Origin of the sequence: Sulfuritalea sp. (assembly GCF_031426875.1) — a bacterium.
GTDB lineage: Bacteria > Pseudomonadota > Gammaproteobacteria > Burkholderiales > Rhodocyclaceae > Sulfuritalea.
Genome location: NZ_JASJPC010000003.1, coordinates 79,750 through 98,476, shown reverse-complemented (window position 1 = coordinate 98,476; position 18,727 = coordinate 79,750). Strand labels below are relative to the sequence as shown.

Genomic DNA, 18,727 nt, shown 5'->3' with positions numbered 1-18,727 from the left:
CGGGACGAGGAGAAGTTTTCATGGCCGTCTATAGCCTTGGCGAGCGCCAGCCCAGCCTGGGACGCGACGCCTGGGTCGCCCCCAACGCCACGGTCATCGGCGATGTGCGCCTCGGCGACAACGCCAGCATCTGGTGGAATGCCGTGCTGCGCGGCGACAACGACACGATCACCATCGGTGCCGAAAGCAACATCCAGGATGGCTCGGTGCTGCATGTCGATGAAGGCGTGCCGCTGACCCTCGGCGCCCGCGTCACCGTCGGCCACCTGGTGATGCTGCACGGCTGCAGCATCGGCGAGGAAAGCCTGATCGGCATCAAGTCGGTGATCCTCAACAAGGCGGTGATCGGCCGCCATTGCATCATCGGCGCCAACTCGCTGATCGCCGAAGGCAAGGTGATTCCCGAACGATCGCTGGTGATGGGCTCGCCGGGCAAGGTGGTGCGCGAATTGACAGACGAGGAAGTCGCGCGGCTCATACTTGCCGCACAAGGCTATGTGGAAAACGCGCGGCGCTACCGCGCGCTGCTGGCGCCGACCGGCTGAGGGTGGATTGTGTTGTAGGGCCGACTTCAGTCGGCCAACGGTGGATGGCGGACTGAAGTCCGCCCTACGGTCCGCCCCAGGTGTTCGCGCTGCAGTCCATTATCTCGCTGCGGCAGGCTTGCCTGCGGCGGGCGCAGGCTGCGTCTTCTGCGGCACCTGGACGAAAACCTCGCCTTCCTTGATCATGCCCAATTCATAGCGGGCGCGCTCTTCGATCGCCTCGTAGCCCGCCTTGAGGTCGCGCACCTCGGCATCCAGTCCGGCATTGCGCTGCTCCAGCGCCTGATTGACTTCGCGCTGCGCCTGCAACTGGCGCTCGTAGTCCCAGACGCGGAGCCAACCGCCCTTGCCCAGCCACAATGGATACTGCAGCAGGGCAATGAGGGCGACCAGCACCAGCGTCGGCCACTTCATTGCGAATCGCCGCGGGGGGCCTACTTCCTCAGGTTGTAGAAGGCGTCGAGACCGGGGTAGCCCGCCGTATCGCCGAGGTCTTCCTCGATGCGCAGCAACTGGTTGTACTTGGCGATGCGGTCCGAACGCGACAGCGAGCCGGTCTTGATCTGCATGGCGTTGAGGCCCACCGCGATGTCGGCGATGGTCGAGTCCTCGGTTTCGCCGGAACGATGCGAAATCACCGAGGTGTAGCCGGCGCGCTTGGCCATTTCGACGGCGGCGAAGGTTTCGGTCAGGGTGCCGATCTGGTTGATCTTGACCAGGATGGAATTGGCGATGCCCTGCGCAATGCCTTCCTTGAGGATCTTCGGATTGGTGACGAAGATGTCGTCGCCGACGATCTGCACGCGCTTGCCCAGGCGGTCGGTGAGCAGTTTCCAGCCCGGCCAGTCGCCTTCGGCCATGCCGTCCTCGATGCTGATGATCGGGTAGCGATCGGCCAGAGTCGCCAGATAGTCGGTGAAGGCCTCCGACGTCAGTTCCAGATTCTCCGAGGCCAGCACATAGCGGCCGTCGCGATAGAACTCGGACGCCGCGCAATCGAGGCCCAGCACCACGTCCTGGCCCGGCGTGTAGCCGGCCGATTCGATGGCGCGCAGGATCAGCTCGATGGCTTCGTCATTGCCCGCGACGTTCGGCGCGAAGCCGCCTTCGTCGCCGACCGTGGTCGGGTAGCCCTTCTTGTCCACCAGCTTCTTCAGGTGATGGAAGACTTCGGCGCCGCAGCGCAGGGCTTCGCGGAAGCTGCCTGCGCCCACCGGCAGGATCATGAATTCCTGGATGTCGAGGTTGTTGTTGGCGTGCGCGCCGCCGTTGATGACGTTCATCATCGGCACCGGCATCTGCATCGGTCCCGAGCCGCCGAAATAGCGGTACAGCGGCAGGCCGGCCTCCTCGGCGGCGGCCTTGGCCACGGCCATCGACACCGCGAGGATGGCGTTGGCGCCCAGGCGCGATTTGTTCTCGGTGCCGTCGAGGTCGATCAGCGCCATGTCGATGAAGGCCTGCTCCTCGGCGTCGAGCCCGATGACGGCTTCGGAGATTTCGGTATTGACGTTCTCCACCGCCTGCACCACGCCCTTGCCGAGGTAGCGGCCGGCGTCGCCGTCGCGCAGCTCGATTGCCTCGCGCGAACCGGTGGAAGCACCGGAAGGCACTGCGGCGCGGCCCATGACACCCGATTCGAGCAGGACGTCGGCCTCGACGGTGGGATTGCCGCGTGAGTCAAGAATCTCGCGGGCGACGACATCAACGATTGCACTCATGGCTATTTCCTTTTGTTAAATTCAGAAGCCTTCGACCAGCAGCATGTCGAAATCCGACACGCCGGCGCGCGCCGTCCGCGCAGCCACATATTCGGGAGAATCGTAGAAGGTCCTGGCGGCGTCCATGCTCGGAAACTCGACGACAACCACGCGCTGCGGCTGCCAACTGCCTTCCAGCGTGACATAGGGCGCACCGCGCACCAGAAAGCGGCCGCCGTAGGCATTGACGGCGATCTGCGACAGGCGACGGTATTCCGCCATGCGTTCCGGATCGCTGGAACGCGCGTCCACCACCATGTAGGCAGGCTTGCTCATGTCGTCATTCCCTTTTGCTTGATCAGTGCATCGAGTTCCATCAATTGTTCGAGCAGTGCCGCCATCTGACCCAGCGGCCAGGCGTTGGGGCCGTCCGACAGCGCCTTGGCGGGATCGGGGTGGGTTTCCATGAACAGGCCGGAAACGCCTACGGCGACCGCCGCCCGCGCCAGCACGGGAACGAACTCGCGCTGACCGCCGCTGCGATCGCCCTGCCCGCCCGGCAGTTGCACCGAATGCGTGGCGTCGAACACCACCGGGCAGCCGGTCTCGCGCATGATCGCCAGGCTGCGCATGTCGGACACCAGGTTGTTGTAGCCGAAGGAGGCGCCGCGCTCGCAGACCATGATGCTGTCGGCACCATTGTTGGCTTCCTTGGCCTTCAGTACCACCTGTTTCATATCGCCCGGCGCGAGGAACTGGCCCTTCTTGATATTCACCGGCTTGCCCGAAGCCGCGCAGGCCTGGATGAAGTCGGTCTGCCGGCAGAGAAATGCCGGCGTCTGCAGCACATCGACCACGGCAGCGACGGCAGCGATTTCATGTTCGGCATGCACGTCGGTCAGCACCGGCACGCCGAGCTGCTGCCTGACGTCGGCCAGGATGGCCAGGCCCTGCTCCATGCCCAGTCCGCGGAAGGACTTGCCGGAACTGCGATTGGCCTTGTCGTAGGACGACTTGTAGATGAAGTTCACACCCAGCTTGCGGCAGATCTCCCGCAATTGTCCCGCGGTGTCGAAGGCCATCTCGCGCGATTCGATGACGCAGGGACCGGCGATCAGGAACAGCGGATGGTCGAGGCCGACCTCAAAGCCGCACAGCTTCATGGCGCGGCGTTCCATGTTGGGTCGCACAGCTTCATGATGCGACGTTCCGTGTTGGGTCGCACAGCTTCACTTGATGCCCTTGTGCGCCAGCGCCGCCTTGACATAGGCGATGAACAGGGGATGGCCTGTGCGCGGGTTAGAAGTGAATTCGGGGTGGAACTGCACGCCGACGAACCACGGATGGATTTCGGCCGGCAACTCCATCATCTCGGGCAGATCCTCGGTCGGCGTGCGCGCCGAAATCACCATGCCGGCGGCTTCGAGCTTCGGCACGTAGGTGTTGTTGACCTCGTAACGGTGACGATGCCGCTCATTCACCTCGGCGCCGTAGCACTTCGCCGCCAGCGTGCCGGCCTTGACCGGGCAGCGCTGGGCACCGAGGCGCATGGTGCCGCCGAGATTGGAGCTAGCGTCGCGCTTTTCGACGCGCCCCTCGCGATCCTGCCACTCGGTGATCAGCGCAACCACCGGATGCGGCGTGTCGGCATCGAACTCGGTGCTGTTGGCACCCTCGAAACCGGCGACATGGCGGGCAAACTCGATGGTCGCGAGCTGCATGCCGAGGCAGATGCCGAGGTAAGGCACTTTGTTCTCGCGCGCGTAGCGAATCGCGGCGATCTTGCCCTCGGTGCCGCGCCGGCCGAAGCCGCCCGGAACCAGAACGGCATCCATCGTCGCCAGTACGCCGGGGCCGTTCTTCTCGATGTCTTCGGAATCGATGTACTGGATGTTCACCTTGCTGCGGCAATGGATGCCGGCATGCACCAGCGATTCGGTCAGCGACTTGTAGGATTCGGTCAGATCGACGTACTTGCCGACGAAGGCGATGTTCACTTCGTGCTGCGGATGTTCGAGGGCCTCGACCAGCTTCTTCCACACCGAGAGGTCGGCGGCGCGCGCCAGGATGCCCAGCTTGTGGCAGACGATCTCGTCGATCATCTGGTCGTGCAGCATGGCCGGAATCTTGTAGATGCTGTCGGCATCGAGGGCGGAGATCACCGCCTCCGGCTGGACATTGGTGAACAGCGCGATCTTGCGCTTTTCCTCGGCCGGTATCTCGCGGTCGGCGCGGCACAGCAGGATGTCGGGCTGGATGCCGATCTCGCGCAGTTCCTTGACCGAATGCTGGGTCGGCTTGGTCTTCAGTTCGCCGGCGGTGGGAATCCAGGGCACCAGCGTGAGGTGGATGTAGCAGGCGTTGTTCTTGCCTTCCTGGATGCCCATCTGGCGGATGGCTTCGAGGAAGGGCAGCGACTCGATGTCGCCCACCGTGCCGCCGACTTCGACGATCGCCACGTCGGCGCCTTCGGCGCCGCGCTTGATGAATATCTTGATTTCGTCGGTGATGTGCGGAATGACCTGGACGGTTTTGCCGAGGTACTCGCCGCGGCGTTCCTTCTTGATCACCGACTCGTAGATCTGGCCGGTGGTGAAGTTGTTGCGCTTGCCCATCTTGGCGCTGGTGAAGCGCTCGTAATGGCCGAGGTCGAGGTCGGTCTCGGCGCCGTCCTCGGTGACGAACACCTCGCCATGCTGAAATGGCGACATGGTGCCGGGGTCGACGTTGATGTAGGGGTCGAGTTTGAGGTGGGTAACCTTGATGCCGCGGGATTCAAGGATCGCGCCCAAACTGGCGGCTGCGATGCCCTTGCCCAGACTGGACACGACACCGCCTGTAACGAAAACGTATTTGGCCATGGAAATGCAGGAGCGGGAAATTCCAATGATAGCGGAAATTTCCCGCCCTTTAGAAGCCCCGCGCCGGGCGGGCGATTCGGCGCGCCCCGGGTGCGCTCTGGGTGCGCTCTGGGTGCGCTCAGGCAGCGATCAGGGACGTTGCGGCGGCTTGCCGCGCGCATCGCGCCGGCTCAGGCGGTCGACCAGCGCAGCCAGATTCCCCAGCGACATGAGATGGGCATAAATCACGGCCAGGCTGCCGTTGGCAAACAGTTCCTGGACCGTATCGCGATCCAGCGCACGCAATTTGGTCTCATCCACCACATTGAGGCCATTGAGGCGGAACTGGCTGCCGTCATTGAGCTGCGCCACGGAATCGGCCTGCCGCAACAAGCCCAGCTCTTCCAGCCGCTGCCCGAGCGCTTCCGTCGCGGCAGCCGCCTGATGAAACTCGGAAAGAAACTTGATCGCATGTTCCAGTTGCGGGGTGGGCTTGCCGTCGGCAAACAACGCATCGCCTTCGCTATGGTCGAAGCAGGGCGAGGCTTCGTCGATGCAGACCAGCAGTTCGCCCTGTGCCCCTTTGCCGGGAACGAATGGGTAACGCCGCACGAAAGCCGGTATGTAGCGCGCATCCCATTTCCCTGCGGCGTCGACGTAGAGGTTTTCGTTTTCGCGCAGGCCCAGCAGCGCCGCCGGCAAGACACCGGCAGCGCTGCGGGCAAAGACAATCGGGTATTCACGCGCGCAATCGAAGAATTCGCCGGCCAGCAGGGGCACGGAATTGGTCTTCGCGGCGTAGGCAAAATTCTTTGCCGGCCGCACCTTGAGCGCTGCGTGCGCCTGGTCGCTGAGCGCCACGACGCGCTCGTAGAAGATCATTTCGGACATCGCAATGGAATCCATTCGCAAAAAACCGAGGCTATCACATCGCGTCACGGCGCACATTTTGCCCGCCAGAAGCCCATGAAGACCGGGAGTGCAGCGCGTATAATTCCCCGCTTTCGCCCCGCGCAGGAACAGTCATGGAAGCCGAACGCATCAACGCCGTCGCCAACCGTATCGCCGACCTTACCGGTCGTGGCGAGCAACTGCGGAGGTATCTTTGACTACGACGGAAAAGCGGAAAAACTCGCTGAACTGAATCAGGTACTCGAAGACCCGAAGCTCTGGGACGACGCCGAGCGCGCCCAGACACTCGGCCGCGAAAAGAAATCCCTCGAAGCCGTAGTCGGCACGCTTTCCGGAGTCGGTTCGCGACTCACCGAAGCCCGCGACCTGTTCGAACTGGCGCGGGAAGAACAAGACGACGAAACCATGATGGCCGTCGAAAGCGATCTCGACGAAGCGGAAAAGCTCGTGGCGGATCTCGAATTCCGCCGCATGTTCAACAACCCGGCCGATCCCAACAACTGCTTCATCGACATCCAGGCCGGCGCCGGCGGCACCGAAGCCTGCGACTGGGCTTCGATGCTGCTGCGTCAGTATTTGAAGTATTGCGAACGCAAGGGCTTCAAGACCGAACTGCTGGAACAGACCGACGGCGACGTGGCCGGCATCCGCAGTGCCTCGATCAAGGTCGAGGGCGACTATGCCTACGGCTTCCTGCGCACCGAAACCGGTGTGCACCGACTGGTGCGCAAATCGCCCTTCGATTCCTCAGGCGGGCGCCACACCAGCTTCGCCAGCCTCTACGTGTATCCCGAGATCGACGATTCGATCGAGGTCGAGATCAACCCCGCCGACCTGCGCACCGACACCTTCCGCGCCTCCGGCGCCGGCGGCCAGCACATTAACAAGACCGATTCGGCGATCCGCATCACCCACGTCCCGACCGGCATCGTCGTGCAGTGCCAGAGCGACCGCTCGCAGCACCGCAACCGCGCCGAGGCCATGGCCATGCTCAAGTCGCGCCTCTACGAACTCGAACTGCGCAAGCGCCAGGCCGAGGCCGACAAGCTCGAAGCCGGCAAGACCGACGTCGGCTGGGGCCACCAGATCCGCAGCTACGTGCTGGACAACTCGCGCATCAAGGATCTGCGCACCAACGTCGAAATCTCCGCGACGCAGAAGGTGCTCGACGGCGACCTCGACCAGTTCATCGAAGCCAGCCTGAAGCAGGGCGTCTGATCCACAATCCATCTCCGCTATCGGACCATCATCATGAGCGACCCGCAACAGCAACCCGCCGACGAAAACCGCCTGATCGCCGAGCGCCGCGAAAAACTCGCGGCCTGGCGCGCCGCCGGCAAGGCTTTCCCCAACGATTTCTCGCGCGAGAACCTCGCCGGCAAGCTCGACGAACTCTACAGCGCGAAGACGCGCGAAGAACTCGAAGCGGCGCCGATCGAGGTCAAGGTGGCCGGTCGCATCATGTTGAAGCGGGTGATGGGCAAGGCCAGCTTCGCCAGCATCCAGGACGTTTCCGGCCGCATCCAGATTTTCGTCAGCAACGACGGCACGGGCGAAGAGGCGCACAAGGAGTTCAAGGGCTGGGATCTGGGCGACATCGTCGGCTGCGAGGGCACGCTGTTCAAGACCAAGACCGGCGAACTGACCGTGCAATGCAGCAGCATCCGCCTGCTGACCAAGTCGCTGCGGCCGCTGCCGGAGAAATTCCACGGCCTGACCGACGTCGAACAAAAATACCGAAGCCGCGAACTCGACCTGATCACCAACGAGCAGACGCGCTTCACCTTCGTCGCACGCAGCCGGATGATCCAGTCGATCCGCAATTACATGATGCACCACGGCTTCCTCGAAGTGGAAACGCCGATGATGCATCCCATCCCCGGCGGCGCCGCGGCCAAGCCCTTCACGACCCACCACAATGCGCTGGACATGGAACTGTTCCTGCGCATCGCGCCGGAGTTGTACCTGAAGCGCCTGGTGGTCGGCGGCTTCGAGAAGGTGTTCGAGGTCAACCGCAATTTCCGCAACGAAGGCCTCAGCCCGCGCCACAACCCCGAGTTCACCATGATGGAGTTCTATGAGGCCTACACCGATTATCGGCGGCTGATGGACTTCACCGAAGGCCTGCTGCGCCACTCGGCGCGCGAGGCGCTGGGCACCGAGGTGTTCGAATACCAGGGACGCACGCTGGACCTGTCCAAACCCTTCGCCCGGCTGACCATCGTCGGCGCAATTCACCACTACCACCCCGGTTACACGTTCGAGCAACTGAACGACATCGATTGGCTGCGGCAGAAGCTCGCCGACCTCAGGGTCGACATGAAATCGCCGCACATGGCGCGCGCCGGCCTGGGCACGCTGCAATTGGCGCTGTTCGAAGAGACTACCGAAGCCGAGCTGTGGGACCCGACCTACATCATCGACTACCCGGCCGAAGTCTCGCCGCTGGCCCGCAGCAACGACGACAACCCGGACATCACCGAACGCTTCGAGCTGTTCATCGTCGGCCGTGAAATCGCCAACGGCTTCTCCGAGCTGAACGACCCCGAGGACCAAGCGGCGCGCTTCATGCAGCAGGCCAAGGCCAAGGAAGCCGGCGACGAGGAAGCGATGTACTACGACGCCGACTACATCCGCGCCCTCGAATATGGGCTGCCGCCCACCGGCGGCTGCGGCATCGGCATCGACCGCCTGGTGATGCTGCTGACCAACTCGGCCTCGATCCGCGACGTCATCCTGTTCCCGCAGATGCGGCCGGAATGATGCCGGAGTGATGTCATCTCCGCTGGTTCCCGCCGAACCGGCGGCAACCGGCGACGGTACGCCGTATTCGGCGCTTTACGACGACGTCTATCACACCGCGCACGGCGCGCTGGCCCAGGCCCGCCACGTCTTCCTCGCCGGCAATACGCTGCCGGCGCGCTGGATGGAAGCCGAACGCTTCGTCATCCTTGAAACCGGTTTCGGCCTCGGCCTGAACTTTCTCGCCACCTGGCAGGCGTGGCGCGAGTCCGGCGCCAGAGGCCGGCTGTGCTTCGTCTCTGTCGAAAAACATCCTTTCCGCCGCGATGCTCTCGCGACGCTGCTGGCCGCCCATGCCGAACTCGGCGCCCTCGCCGGCGAATTGTTGCGCCAGTGGCCGCCGCTGACGCCGGGCTTTCATCGCCTGCATTTCGATGCGGGCCGCGTCACGCTGACGCTCCTGCTGGGCGACGCGCAGACACTGCTGCCGCAACTGGCGGCGCATGTCGATGCGGTCTATCTCGACGGCTTCGCGCCGGCGAAGAATCCCGCGTTGTGGTCACCGCCCCTGCTCGCCGCGGTCAGCCGTCTGTGCAGGAGTCACGCAACGCTGGCGACCTGGAGCGTCGCCGGCGAGCTGCGCCGCACGCTGCAGCAGTTCGGCTGGCAGGTGGAGCGCCGCCCCGGCTTTGCCGGCAAGCGCGAGATGCTGCGCGGCGTCGCCGGGTCGCCAGCGCCAACTCTTGATCTGCCCTGCGCGCCCGCCGAGCGCCGCGCCATCGTCATCGGCGCCGGGCTCGCCGGCATCGCCATCAGCGAACGGCTGGCAAACCGCGGCTGGCAGATCGAACTCTTCGAGCGCCACGGCGCCCCCGCCCAGGAAGCCTCGGGCAACCCGTCCGGCATACTGCTGCCGCACCTGGCGAAGGATGATGCGCTGGCGGCGCGCCTGTCGCGCGCTTGTTACCTGTATGCGCTGCGGCGCTTTGCCGATCTGGCCGATCTACGCTGGTCGCCCTGCGGCGTGCTGCAGGTCGCCCGCGACGCGGCCCACGAATCCCTGCAACGCGCCACGGTGGATCAACTCGGACTGCCGCCCGACTTTGCCGCATTTTTCGAACAAGACGCCGCCGCGGCCCTGATCGGCCGACCATTGGCACATGGCGGCTGGTGGTTTCCCGGCGGCGGCTGGGTCAATCCGGCCAGTGTTTGCAGCGCCCTGCTGGCTGCTGCCGGGGACGCGGTCGATGCGCACTTCGACACCGAGGTCTCCTCGCTGCGCCGGACGGCGGACGGCTGGCAGGCATTCGATGCCGCCGGCCGTATGCTGGCCGACGCAGCTCACGTGGTTCTCGCCAACGCCCATGACGCGAACCGGCTGCTGGCGCAGGCGCTGCCGCTGACCCCGATCCGCGGCCAGGTCAGCTATCTGCCGCCTGCCATTGCCGATGCGATGATGCCGCCGCTGCATCACGTCATCTGCCGCTCCGGCTACATCACGCCACCGCAAGCCGGCACGGTCTGCATCGGGGCCAGCTTCGACAGTGGCGACAGCGATTTGAGAATTCGCACCGCGGACCATGCAGGCAATCTGCAACGCCTGGACGAACTCCTGCCGGGCGCCGCCACGGACATCGATGCGGCGCTGCTGGATGGCCGCGTCGGCCTGCGCGCGGCCACGCCCGATCGGCTGCCGCTGATCGGTACCCTGCCCGATACGTCGGCAATTGTCGGGAATGCGGCGACGCTGGAGAAGCTGCCGCGCCTGAAGGGCTTGCACGCCCTGCTCGGGCTATCCGCCCGCGGCATGGTCTGGGCGCCGCTGGCCGCGGAACTGCTCGCCAGCCAGCTCGCCGGCGATCCGCTGCCGGTCGAGCGCGAACTGGCCCGCGCCGTGGACCCGGCGCGCTTCCATCTGCGCGACCTGCGTCGCGGCAAGGCCGGTTTGTAATAGCCGCGCCGTGTCGCCAGCGCCAACTCTTGCAGCTGCCGCAGTTAAAACGGCTTGCTGACCATGGGCGGCGGCAGATCGAGCGACAAGCCCGGCTCGACCCGACTGAGGATGCCGACGGCCGGCGTATCTTCCACAAGCGCCGGACCTTGCATCAGGCTGGCAATGCGCAGCGTCGACTCGCGCAGTTCTGTAGTCCACTCGGCTTCTTCCTGCAAAGCCGGACGCAGGGCTTGCAGCTGATCGCTGACCTCGTGGCCGTCCCAGCCGGCTGCCGCCAGGAGGCTCATGGCCATCGCTTCAGCCTCCCGCACCTGCAGCGGACGATCGTTGGCGCGTAGCACCCGCGAACCGGCAAAGGAAGCGACCGACGCCACCGCGCTGCTTGTCGCCGTTGAACTCGCCGCGGTCGTGGCGGCAGCCGTGGTCGCGGAAAACAGGGACCCGATATTGAGTACCGGCAGAAATATCTGGGCGGCTACTGCCACCAGAATGCTGGTGGTCACGTTTTCGTCGTGATGGCCGGCGATGATATGGTTCATTTCCCGCGCCAGGACGAAGGCCAGCGCCGCATCGTCGAGTTCAAGGCGGCGCACGCCGCGAAAGATCACCACCGTTCCGGCGGCGCTGGACGCCGCCCCGGCATCCAGCTTGTCGGCGACGATGAATTCGAAGCGCGGGAAGCGCAGTTGCAGATCGGCGTGCTGGCGAAACGCCGTATCGGCAAGGCGACGTCCCAGGGCAAGAATTCGCTGGTCGAAAGCCCGATCCGCGAGGCACTCGGCCGCTACGCATGACGGCGCATCGGCGGCAGTCACCAACAGCAGGTTCATGTCGAATTCCGAATAGACCGCACTGAAGCCCTGCAAGGCGGCCGGCGCCATCACCTGCGTGCGGCCCCCGGGCGAGGTGGCGCATGCGGTCACGAAAAACTGCAGGAGCAGCAGGAGCAGAACGCGGGACATGGTTCGTGCCGAAATGAGCTGCGCTAACTTTCGCCCTGTCGCGGGCGAATGTCAATCCGCTTCAGGCGGCGATTCAGGTGGACAGCGCCGCCGCCAGCCGCTGCAACACGCGCTCGCGTCCCAATACCTCCAGCACGGCGTCGATCGAAGGCGACTGCGGCAGACCCAGCAGGGCGACGCGCAGGGGAATCGCCAGCTGCGGCATTTTCAGCCCGGACTCGGCAGCGCTCTGCTTGACGGCCTGGCCCAGTTCGGCCGCCTGCCAATCGCATGCCGCCAGCCGCTCGCGCAAGGCGTGCAGGCCCTTGAGCGCCACCTCGGTCAGGTGCTGAGCCGCCATCTCGGCGCCAGGCCGCGGCGCAAGGAAATAGGGATGCAAGGCATCGGCCAGTTCGTTCAGATTGCCGACGCGATCCCGGTACAGCATGGCCACCTGCGCCACATCCGGCCCGCCGGCGACCGCCACGCCCTGGCGCGCCAGGCGGCGCGTTGCCTCGGCGGCGAGTCGCTGCGGAGCGGCCAGTTTAAGGTAGTGCGCGTTGAGCCAGTTCAGCTTCTCGGTATTGAACTGTGCCGCTGAAGCGGTGATGTGATCCAGATCGAACCACTGCACGAACTGCTCCATGCTGAACACTTCCTCGTCGCCATGCGACCAGCCAAGACGCGCCAGATAGTTCAGCACCGCCTCGGGCAGATAGCCGTCGTCGTCGTACTGCATCACCGACACCGCGCCGTGACGCTTGGACAGCTTCTGTCCGTCGTCGCCGAGAATCATCGACAGGTGCGCGTACTGGGGAACCGGTGCGCCGAGCGCCTGCAGCAGGTTGATCTGGCGCGGCGTGTTGTTCACATGGTCGTCGCCGCGGATGACATGGGTGATGTTCATGTCGCGGTCATCGACGACGACGCAGAAGTTGTAGGTCGGCGTGCCGTCGCCACGGGCGATGATGAAGTCGTCGAGTTCGCCGTTGGCAAATTCGATGCGCCCCTTGACCTGGTCCTGCCACGCCACCACGCCTTCCGTCGGGTTGCGGAAGCGCACCACCGGCGCCACGCCGGCCGGCGGCGACGGCAAGGTCTTGCCCGCTTCGGGTCGCCAGCGGCCGTCGTAGCGGGGTTTTTCCTTGCGCGCCTCCTGTTCGGCGCGCAGGGCGTCGAGCTCCTCCTTCGACGTATAGCAGTGATAGGCCGTGCCCGCCGCCAGCATTTCGCCGATCACCTGCCGGTAGCGGTCCATGCGCTGCATCTGGTAGAACGGCCCCTCGTCATGACTCAGTCCCAGCCACTGCATGCCGTCGATGATCGCCTGCACCGCCTCCGGCGTCGAACGCGCGACATCGGTATCCTCGATGCGCAGGATGAAGCTGCCGCCATGGCGACGGGCATAGGCCCAGGAAAACAGCGCCGTGCGGGCGCCGCCGATGTGCAGGAAGCCGGTGGGACTCGGCGCAAAGCGGGTGCGAACCTTCATGGGAATTCGATGATGGGGGAAAGGCCCGAATTCTACGCCACGGCGCCGGCGCGATTGACCGCCGCCCGTCCTTTGTGGTTAAATGCGCGGCTCTTTCGCGGGCGGTTAACTCAGCGGTAGAGTGCCACCTTCACACGGTGGAAGCCACTGGTTCGATCCCAGTACCGCCCACCAGGATTCACGTAATCGAAGGCCGGAAACCTTGTCAAGGTTTCCGGCCTTTTTGCTTTGCTGCAGCTACCGAATTGGTGCATTGGTGCGGCGGCTCAAGCCGCCATCGGGACGAACTGGGCGCCTAGCCGCCGCTCCTCGACTTCAGGTGATGCCCGAGGTGGCGATCGGTCTTGGTACTGTGATTGACCGTCCAGTCCATCAACAACAGCTTGATGCGGAAAGCCATGCATACGGGGTTTTCCGTCTCCGACTTTATTTCCTCGCTCAGGCGCTGCAGGTTCGTCTGGAACCGCCGGTGCTGCTGCAAGTGCTCCGCAAGAAACGCATAGCGCGATTCCTGCATCAGCGTTTCCTCCATGGCGAATTGCTCCTGCGCGCCCCTCTCGATGAGGTCGAGTATCGGCAGGGTGTCGTTGGTGCGCCTCTCGCGGACTGCGGTGGCCAGGGCATTCATCTGGCTCAAGCGGGTCCGGTGGCGGCTGTCGATCTCGGCCACGCCGGAACTGCATTCCTCGCTCCAGGTCTGGGTCAGCTCATTCTCCTCGACACCTTCGGCGTGACCGTTGCGCAAGTAATCGTCGCAGCGGTTCAGATAGAGGCGCGCCGGGGCATCTTCCGGCACCTCTTCCAGGCATCTCGCCAATCGCGTCCTGGCGCGGGAGATGTCTCCGACGAAATAGAAGGCCAATGCTTCCTCGAAGCGTTTCTGTGTGCGCTTCTTTGCCGCCAGCATGCGCGGCGGATCCGCGTCGAAGACCTCATACACGGATTGAGCCTCCAGCTTGCCCTTGACTCGACTTCGGGCAAGAAACCGGATGCAGTATCGCGACGGATCTTCAAGGCTGTGCAAAGTGTGCTCGCTGATCAGCATCGGCACACCGTAAACCTTCGACATTCCCTCCAGCCGCGAAGCGAGGTTGACGGCATCGCTGATGACCGTCCCTTCCATCCGTCCGATGCCGCCGACCGTCCCCAGCATGACGATGCCCGTATTGATGCCGATGCCGATCCGGATCGGCAAGTAGCCTGCGCGCGCACGGCCTTCGTTATAGACTTTCAGTCGTTCAAGCATCGCCAGGGCGCCCTGTACCGCATCATCCGTGCCTTCGGGGAACAGCGCCATGATCGCATCGCCGATGTATTTGTCGATCAGTCCGCGAAACGGGACAATCATCGGCTCCATCTGCGATAAATAGGAATTCATAAAATCGAAATTCTCCTGCGGCGTCATCGTTTCCGAGAGGCCGGTAAAATTTCGAATGTCGGCGAACATGATGGTCATCTTGCGTTCGGTCTGCATGCCGAGTCGAACGCCCCGAACGTTGTCGATGTCCAGGAAATGCAGAAATTCACGGGGCACGAAACGGCCAAAGGCCTTTTCGGTATCGACCAACTGCTCGCGTATGTTGGCGAGTTCGGCCCGCAAGCGCTTGACTTCTGCCTCCAGGGAGGCGGGCCGCGGGACAGGGAGCGAGTCCGGGTTCAATCGATTATGGGGTCAAGAATGATTGGACAATCCTGGCTGCGAAGTCAGCCCGTCATCCAACCAAGTGCAGGCGGTCCGTTGTGTCCGGCTCCGGGAAAAGAGATCCGTTCTTCCGGTTCTCCGCCAGCAACACGGAAAACTCATCGGCGCTTACGCCCTGCGAAAACCGATAGCCCTGAAGGATGTCACAGCGATTCCGGCGCAAGAAGTTGACCTGGCTTGCGGATTCCACGCCCGATGCCACGATCTTGAACTTCAGCGCATGGCCCATGGCGATGATGGTCCGGGTTATCGCAACTGCCTCTGCGTCGTTGGGCGTATCCTGAACAAAGGAACGGTCGATCTTGAGGTTGTCGATGGGGAATCTGTTGAGATAACTCAAACTGGAATATCCGGTTCCAAAGTTGTCCATCGAAAGTGCGACGCCAAGACTCTTGAGCCGATGCAGCAGGGCCAGACCGGTCGGCGCGTCGCGCATCAGAGTGCTTTCCGAGATTTCCAGATGCAAGTAACGCGAGTCGAAACCCAGGGTTTTCATCACGGCATCGACTTTCTCGACTGCCTTTTCGTCCGCGACTTGATCGGCACAGAAGTTTACGGCAATGAACAGCTCACTGTCGAAATCCTTGCGCCACGCGATGTTGTTGGCCAATGCGGTGCGCAGCACCCAGTCGCCGACCCTCACCGCCAGCCCGGCTTGCTCCAGCATGGGAACAAAAAATTCGGGGCTGACATAGCCGGCTTCCGGCCTGACCCAGCGCAGCAGGGCTTCTGCGCCGACAATACGACCGGTCTCTCCCGATACGAGCGGTTGATAGAATACCTTCAGTTCGTCGCGCTCGATTGCCCGATGCAGACGCTCCCTGAGCCTGATCTGGTCGGAAAGCTTTTCATTGGTTTGCGGGAAGCGGTAGGTGTTGCCTCCCGCCTCCGCGGCCAGATACATTGCTGCATCCGCACTCTTGGTTAGCGTTTCTGCATCTTCCCCGTCCTTAGGGTAAATGCTGATACCGATGCTGGCAGAAATGTACAACTCCGCGCTATCGACATAAAGCGCCCGGCTCAGCTCCCGCTGAACGCGGTCGGCCACCGTCGCGGCTTCGTCAATTGACGCAATATCGGAGAGGACGATCGCGAATTCGTCGCCGCCAAGTCTGGCAACGCAATGGCCGGGGTCAACGGATGCCATCAGTCGCGCCGAAACCTCCTGCAACAGCATATCCCCGGCGCTATGTCCCACTGTCTTGTTGATCTGATCGAAGCGATCAAGGTCGATCAACATCAAGGCCGTGGAGCGCTTGTTCCTGCGGGCCGCGATGATGGCCTGCTCAAGCCGGTCACTGAACAGGATGCGGTTCGGCAATGAAGTCAGGGCATCGTAGTGAGCGAGGAACTGCATCCGCTTCTTGATCGTCTTATGCACGGTGATTTCCGAGAACACCGCGACGAAGTTGACAATTTCACCGAGGTCGTTCTTGACTGCGCTGATGTTCATCCACTCGACGATGACCTCGCCATCCTTGCGCCGGTTGCGAATCTCGCCGTGCCACTCCCCGCGATTCATCAGCGAGCGCCACATGTTGCTGTAGAAGGACTTGTCCTGCTGGCCGGAATTCAGCACGCTCGGCGTATTGCCGGTAACTTCCTCCGCCGTGTAGCCGGTGATCTCCGAAAATCTTCGGTTGACCATCAAAATCTTGTTGTCCCGATCGGTGATCATTACGCCTTCTGCGCTGTTCTCGAATACGTGGGACGCCAATTCGAGCTTGCGCTCCGCGATCTGCCGGGCACGCTCCTGCTCCAGCGAATCGATGGCGTGGGACAGGTTATCGGCGAGACTCGCGAGCAGAGTCTGCTCCTCGACGTCGACCAAATCCTCCGCCAGTCCAACGATGCAGATTCCTCCTGAGAGCTTGCCGGCCACCCGCAGGGGCAAATGCGCAAGGCCGTGCGCCTCGAAACCTCGCGGGCGTTCCACCAGCGCGTTGTCGCAATCGGAAAGCGAAGCGAAGAAGCTGCAGCGCCCCATTTCGATGGCATCCTGCTGCGCAGGCTTGCCGGCGGCGTCCGAGCGCAGGGCCGATGTGATCGTCGCGGCCAGTTCGGGGTGTTCGCCGAGAACCACCATCGTCGGCAACTGATCATCGCTTGCATACACCCAGGCCAGCGGGAACCCGCCAATCTTGTGGAGAATACCGACGGTTTCCTGAATCAAGGTCTGACAATCCTTGGTCCGGAGTATGACCTCGTTGGCCTCGCTGATCACGGCCAAGGTTCTGTTCAGGCGAAGAATATGACGCTCTGCTTCCTTGTGGCCAGTGACGTCGAGGATGATGCCGACAATTCCACCCACTTCGGAATGGCTTGTTGAAAACACCGCCTTGAAAAACACCACGTCCTTCTCCGAACCGTCGGCGCACTTGACGTGGGCCTCGTAGGTTTGCTTACCGCGACTTTCGAGCAGATCCCGGTCGGCTTTGTCATAGACCTCGGCGAGTTCCCGGGGGGCTATTTCATAAACCGTCTTGCCGATCATGGCCTCGCTGGTGGTTCCGTAGAAGTCCTCGAAAGCCTTGTTGACTCCAATGTAGCGTCCGCTGGCATCCTTGAAGAAAACCGGCGACGGAATAGCGACCAGCAACTGCTCGACAAAATTCAGGTTCTCCGTCAGCGCCTCGTCAAGCTGCTTGTGGGCCGTAATGTCTTCGCCGATTTCCAGCACATGCGACACGTTTCCTTCGGTATCGAAGAGGGCAAGCTTCTTGATCCTCACCCACCGCGCGGAGCCTCCCGGAATCTGGATCAACTGTTCCGGCAACTCGACAAGATTCCCGTCGCGAATCGCCGTCAAGTCGGTTTCGGTGTCGCGGTCCGCCTGCTCGCCCTGGAACAATTCCCCGCTCGAAAGTCCGAGCAACTGCGCCTTCGACTTGCCCAGGACATCCTCGACCAAGCGGTTTACGCGCACGACCTTCAAATCCGAGGCGCGCTTCAGAACGACCATGCTCGGGATATGCTCAAAAATCGAGTCGAGCAAGGCATGCGAGTTCTGTAGCAGCAACTCGATCTGTTTGCGCCGCTCGACCTCCGATTTCAGCACTTCCTTGTCCAATGCCAACTGCAATGTGCGCACGGCGACCTGTTCGGCCATCTCTGCCGACCGACGCAATAGCAGATAGGTCAGAAGACCGACGAGCGCGCTTGCGGCGAGCAGCAGAAGCAACTCGGGCAACGCGATCGGCGGCGCGTTCCAACTGACTGGCGGGCTTGCGTGCAGGTGGATTCGGTCCCCTTGAGGCAAACGAATTTCGTGCGTGATCACGGTATCGCGCATGCTGCCACCCATAGCGATAAGTGGTTTCCCTGCAGCGGTGTCGCGCTGGAAATAATCGAGGCTAACGGAATAGCCTTGTTGCACCAGCTCTTCGAGCCGCAAGGCCTTGGCGAGATCCGCGAATCTGACGGTGGCCGCTACATGGCCCCAGAGTTCCGCCTGGCCGCGCCCGCGACGCACCTGCATGGCTTGCGTCACGGTGAGGGATTCGTTGTCGATGGTAACGGTCGGATCACCGCGACTTTCAAGGCTGAGTTGCGGACTTCCGGCAATCGGCGACTGAAAGGCCGCGAAATCGGCACCATGGCCGGCCTCGTTCCGCGTATAGAAGATGCTGGGCTTCCCCTCGGGAGCGATTTCCAGCCTGCTGATCGTTTCATGCATCTGGAACACAAGCCGCGCAGAAGCGTGTGCCCGTTCGGGTGCAATGAACACGGACTGTCCACCAGCCATCAGCGATCCCGGTGCAAGCATTGCCTGCTTGACCAGGGTTTCCAGGACAGACTCCCGCCACCGGAGATCCCGCGCGATGTCCTGCGACCGATCGTCCAATCCTGGGTGATCCCTTGTGTAATAACTTCCCACCGGAATCATGAACAGAATCCCG

The 18,727-nt window shown here is 63.0% G+C and carries 14 protein-coding genes and 1 tRNA gene; 5 read left to right on the top strand and 10 right to left on the bottom strand.

Going from position 1 to position 18,727, the window contains the following annotated elements; genetic code table 11:
- The first annotated feature begins 20 nt into the window (after positions 1–20).
- Positions 21–545, top strand: a complete 525-nt coding sequence (locus RMO95_RS01400) for a gamma carbonic anhydrase family protein (RefSeq protein ID WP_310448794.1) — start codon at positions 21–23, stop codon at positions 543–545.
- Between the two features lie 99 nt (positions 546–644).
- Here the strand turns inward: RMO95_RS01400 and ftsB are convergent, their stop codons facing one another.
- From ftsB to RMO95_RS01370, 6 genes are all read right to left on the bottom strand, one after another.
- Positions 645–959: a cell division protein FtsB gene (gene ftsB, locus RMO95_RS01395; RefSeq protein WP_310448793.1), complete on the bottom strand. Its 315-nt coding sequence runs from the start codon at positions 957–959 to the stop codon at positions 645–647.
- A 20-nt stretch (positions 960–979) separates the two neighbouring features.
- Positions 980–2,266 (bottom strand): phosphopyruvate hydratase, encoded by a 1,287-nt coding sequence (eno, locus tag RMO95_RS01390; protein WP_310448792.1) that lies wholly within the window; start codon positions 2,264–2,266, stop codon positions 980–982.
- A gap of 21 nt (positions 2,267–2,287) precedes the next feature.
- Complete coding sequence (locus RMO95_RS01385; protein ID WP_310448791.1) at positions 2,288–2,581, bottom strand: DUF1330 domain-containing protein; 294 nt, start codon at positions 2,579–2,581, stop codon at positions 2,288–2,290.
- On the bottom strand, positions 2,578–3,408 hold the full coding sequence (gene kdsA / locus RMO95_RS01380) for a 3-deoxy-8-phosphooctulonate synthase (RefSeq protein WP_310448886.1): 831 nt from the start codon (positions 3,406–3,408) through the stop codon (positions 2,578–2,580). Before kdsA ends, RMO95_RS01385 begins: the two co-directional genes overlap by 4 nt.
- A gap of 66 nt (positions 3,409–3,474) precedes the next feature.
- The gene (locus tag RMO95_RS01375; protein ID WP_310448790.1) at positions 3,475–5,106 is read right to left on the bottom strand and encodes a CTP synthase; all 1,632 of its coding nucleotides are present in this window, start codon (positions 5,104–5,106) and stop codon (positions 3,475–3,477) included.
- A gap of 129 nt (positions 5,107–5,235) precedes the next feature.
- Positions 5,236–5,976 (bottom strand): SapC family protein, encoded by a 741-nt coding sequence (locus tag RMO95_RS01370; protein ID WP_310448789.1) that lies wholly within the window; start codon positions 5,974–5,976, stop codon positions 5,236–5,238.
- Positions 5,977–6,110: 134 nt separating this feature from the next.
- Here RMO95_RS01370 and prfB point away from each other — a divergent pair.
- The 3 genes from prfB to mnmC all read left to right on the top strand — a co-directional run bounded on the left by prfB (position 6,111) and on the right by mnmC (position 10,690).
- Positions 6,111–7,215 (top strand): peptide chain release factor 2 gene (gene prfB / locus RMO95_RS01365; protein WP_310448788.1). Its coding sequence is split into 2 segments (ribosomal slippage): positions 6,111–6,191 and positions 6,193–7,215, totalling 1,104 coding nucleotides; the frame shifts between segments, so codons are not numbered across the junction.
- A gap of 33 nt (positions 7,216–7,248) precedes the next feature.
- The gene (gene lysS, locus RMO95_RS01360; RefSeq protein ID WP_310448787.1) at positions 7,249–8,760 is read left to right on the top strand and encodes a lysine--tRNA ligase; all 1,512 of its coding nucleotides are present in this window, start codon (positions 7,249–7,251) and stop codon (positions 8,758–8,760) included.
- Between the two features lie 10 nt (positions 8,761–8,770).
- Positions 8,771–10,690 carry a bifunctional tRNA (5-methylaminomethyl-2-thiouridine)(34)-methyltransferase MnmD/FAD-dependent 5-carboxymethylaminomethyl-2-thiouridine(34) oxidoreductase MnmC gene (mnmC, locus tag RMO95_RS01355; protein WP_310448786.1) on the top strand — a complete coding sequence of 640 codons (1,920 nt, stop codon included), beginning with the start codon at positions 8,771–8,773 and terminating at the stop codon, positions 10,688–10,690.
- Between the two features lie 44 nt (positions 10,691–10,734).
- On the opposite strand, the gene RMO95_RS01350 is transcribed toward mnmC, so the two are convergent.
- Positions 10,735–11,655: a M48 family metalloprotease gene (locus RMO95_RS01350; protein WP_310448785.1), complete on the bottom strand. Its 921-nt coding sequence runs from the start codon at positions 11,653–11,655 to the stop codon at positions 10,735–10,737.
- A 73-nt stretch (positions 11,656–11,728) separates the two neighbouring features.
- Positions 11,729–13,126: a glutamate--tRNA ligase gene (gltX, locus tag RMO95_RS01345; RefSeq protein WP_310448784.1), complete on the bottom strand. Its 1,398-nt coding sequence runs from the start codon at positions 13,124–13,126 to the stop codon at positions 11,729–11,731.
- A gap of 99 nt (positions 13,127–13,225) precedes the next feature.
- On the opposite strand from gltX, the gene RMO95_RS01340 reads away from it, so the two are divergent.
- Positions 13,226–13,300, top strand: a tRNA-Val gene (locus tag RMO95_RS01340).
- Between the two features lie 121 nt (positions 13,301–13,421).
- On the opposite strand, the gene RMO95_RS01335 is transcribed toward RMO95_RS01340, so the two are convergent.
- Positions 13,422–14,693, bottom strand: coding sequence for a hemerythrin domain-containing protein (locus tag RMO95_RS01335; RefSeq protein WP_310448783.1), 1,272 nt, complete (start codon positions 14,691–14,693; stop codon positions 13,422–13,424).
- 145 nt (positions 14,694–14,838) lie between these two features.
- Complete coding sequence (locus tag RMO95_RS01330) at positions 14,839–18,672, bottom strand: EAL domain-containing protein (RefSeq protein ID WP_310448782.1); 3,834 nt, start codon at positions 18,670–18,672, stop codon at positions 14,839–14,841.
- Positions 18,673–18,727 lie beyond the last annotated feature (55 nt).

Bases quoted from the DNA above. Each gene is read 5' to 3' on its own strand.
- RMO95_RS01400 (WP_310448794.1), top strand. From the start codon at position 21: ATGGCCGTCTATAGCCTTGGCGAGCGCCAGCCCAGCCTGGGACGCGAC.
- ftsB (WP_310448793.1), bottom strand. From the start codon at position 959: ATGAAGTGGCCGACGCTGGTGCTGGTCGCCCTCATTGCCCTGCTGCAG.
- eno (WP_310448792.1), bottom strand. From the start codon at position 2,266: ATGAGTGCAATCGTTGATGTCGTCGCCCGCGAGATTCTTGACTCACGC.
- RMO95_RS01385 (WP_310448791.1), bottom strand. From the start codon at position 2,581: ATGAGCAAGCCTGCCTACATGGTGGTGGACGCGCGTTCCAGCGATCCG.
- kdsA (WP_310448886.1), bottom strand. From the start codon at position 3,408: ATGAAGCTGTGCGGCTTTGAGGTCGGCCTCGACCATCCGCTGTTCCTG.
- RMO95_RS01375 (WP_310448790.1), bottom strand. From the start codon at position 5,106: ATGGCCAAATACGTTTTCGTTACAGGCGGTGTCGTGTCCAGTCTGGGC.
- RMO95_RS01370 (WP_310448789.1), bottom strand. From the start codon at position 5,976: ATGTCCGAAATGATCTTCTACGAGCGCGTCGTGGCGCTCAGCGACCAG.
- lysS (WP_310448787.1), top strand. From the start codon at position 7,249: ATGAGCGACCCGCAACAGCAACCCGCCGACGAAAACCGCCTGATCGCC.
- mnmC (WP_310448786.1), top strand. From the start codon at position 8,771: ATGTCATCTCCGCTGGTTCCCGCCGAACCGGCGGCAACCGGCGACGGT.
- RMO95_RS01350 (WP_310448785.1), bottom strand. From the start codon at position 11,655: ATGTCCCGCGTTCTGCTCCTGCTGCTCCTGCAGTTTTTCGTGACCGCA.
- gltX (WP_310448784.1), bottom strand. From the start codon at position 13,126: ATGAAGGTTCGCACCCGCTTTGCGCCGAGTCCCACCGGCTTCCTGCAC.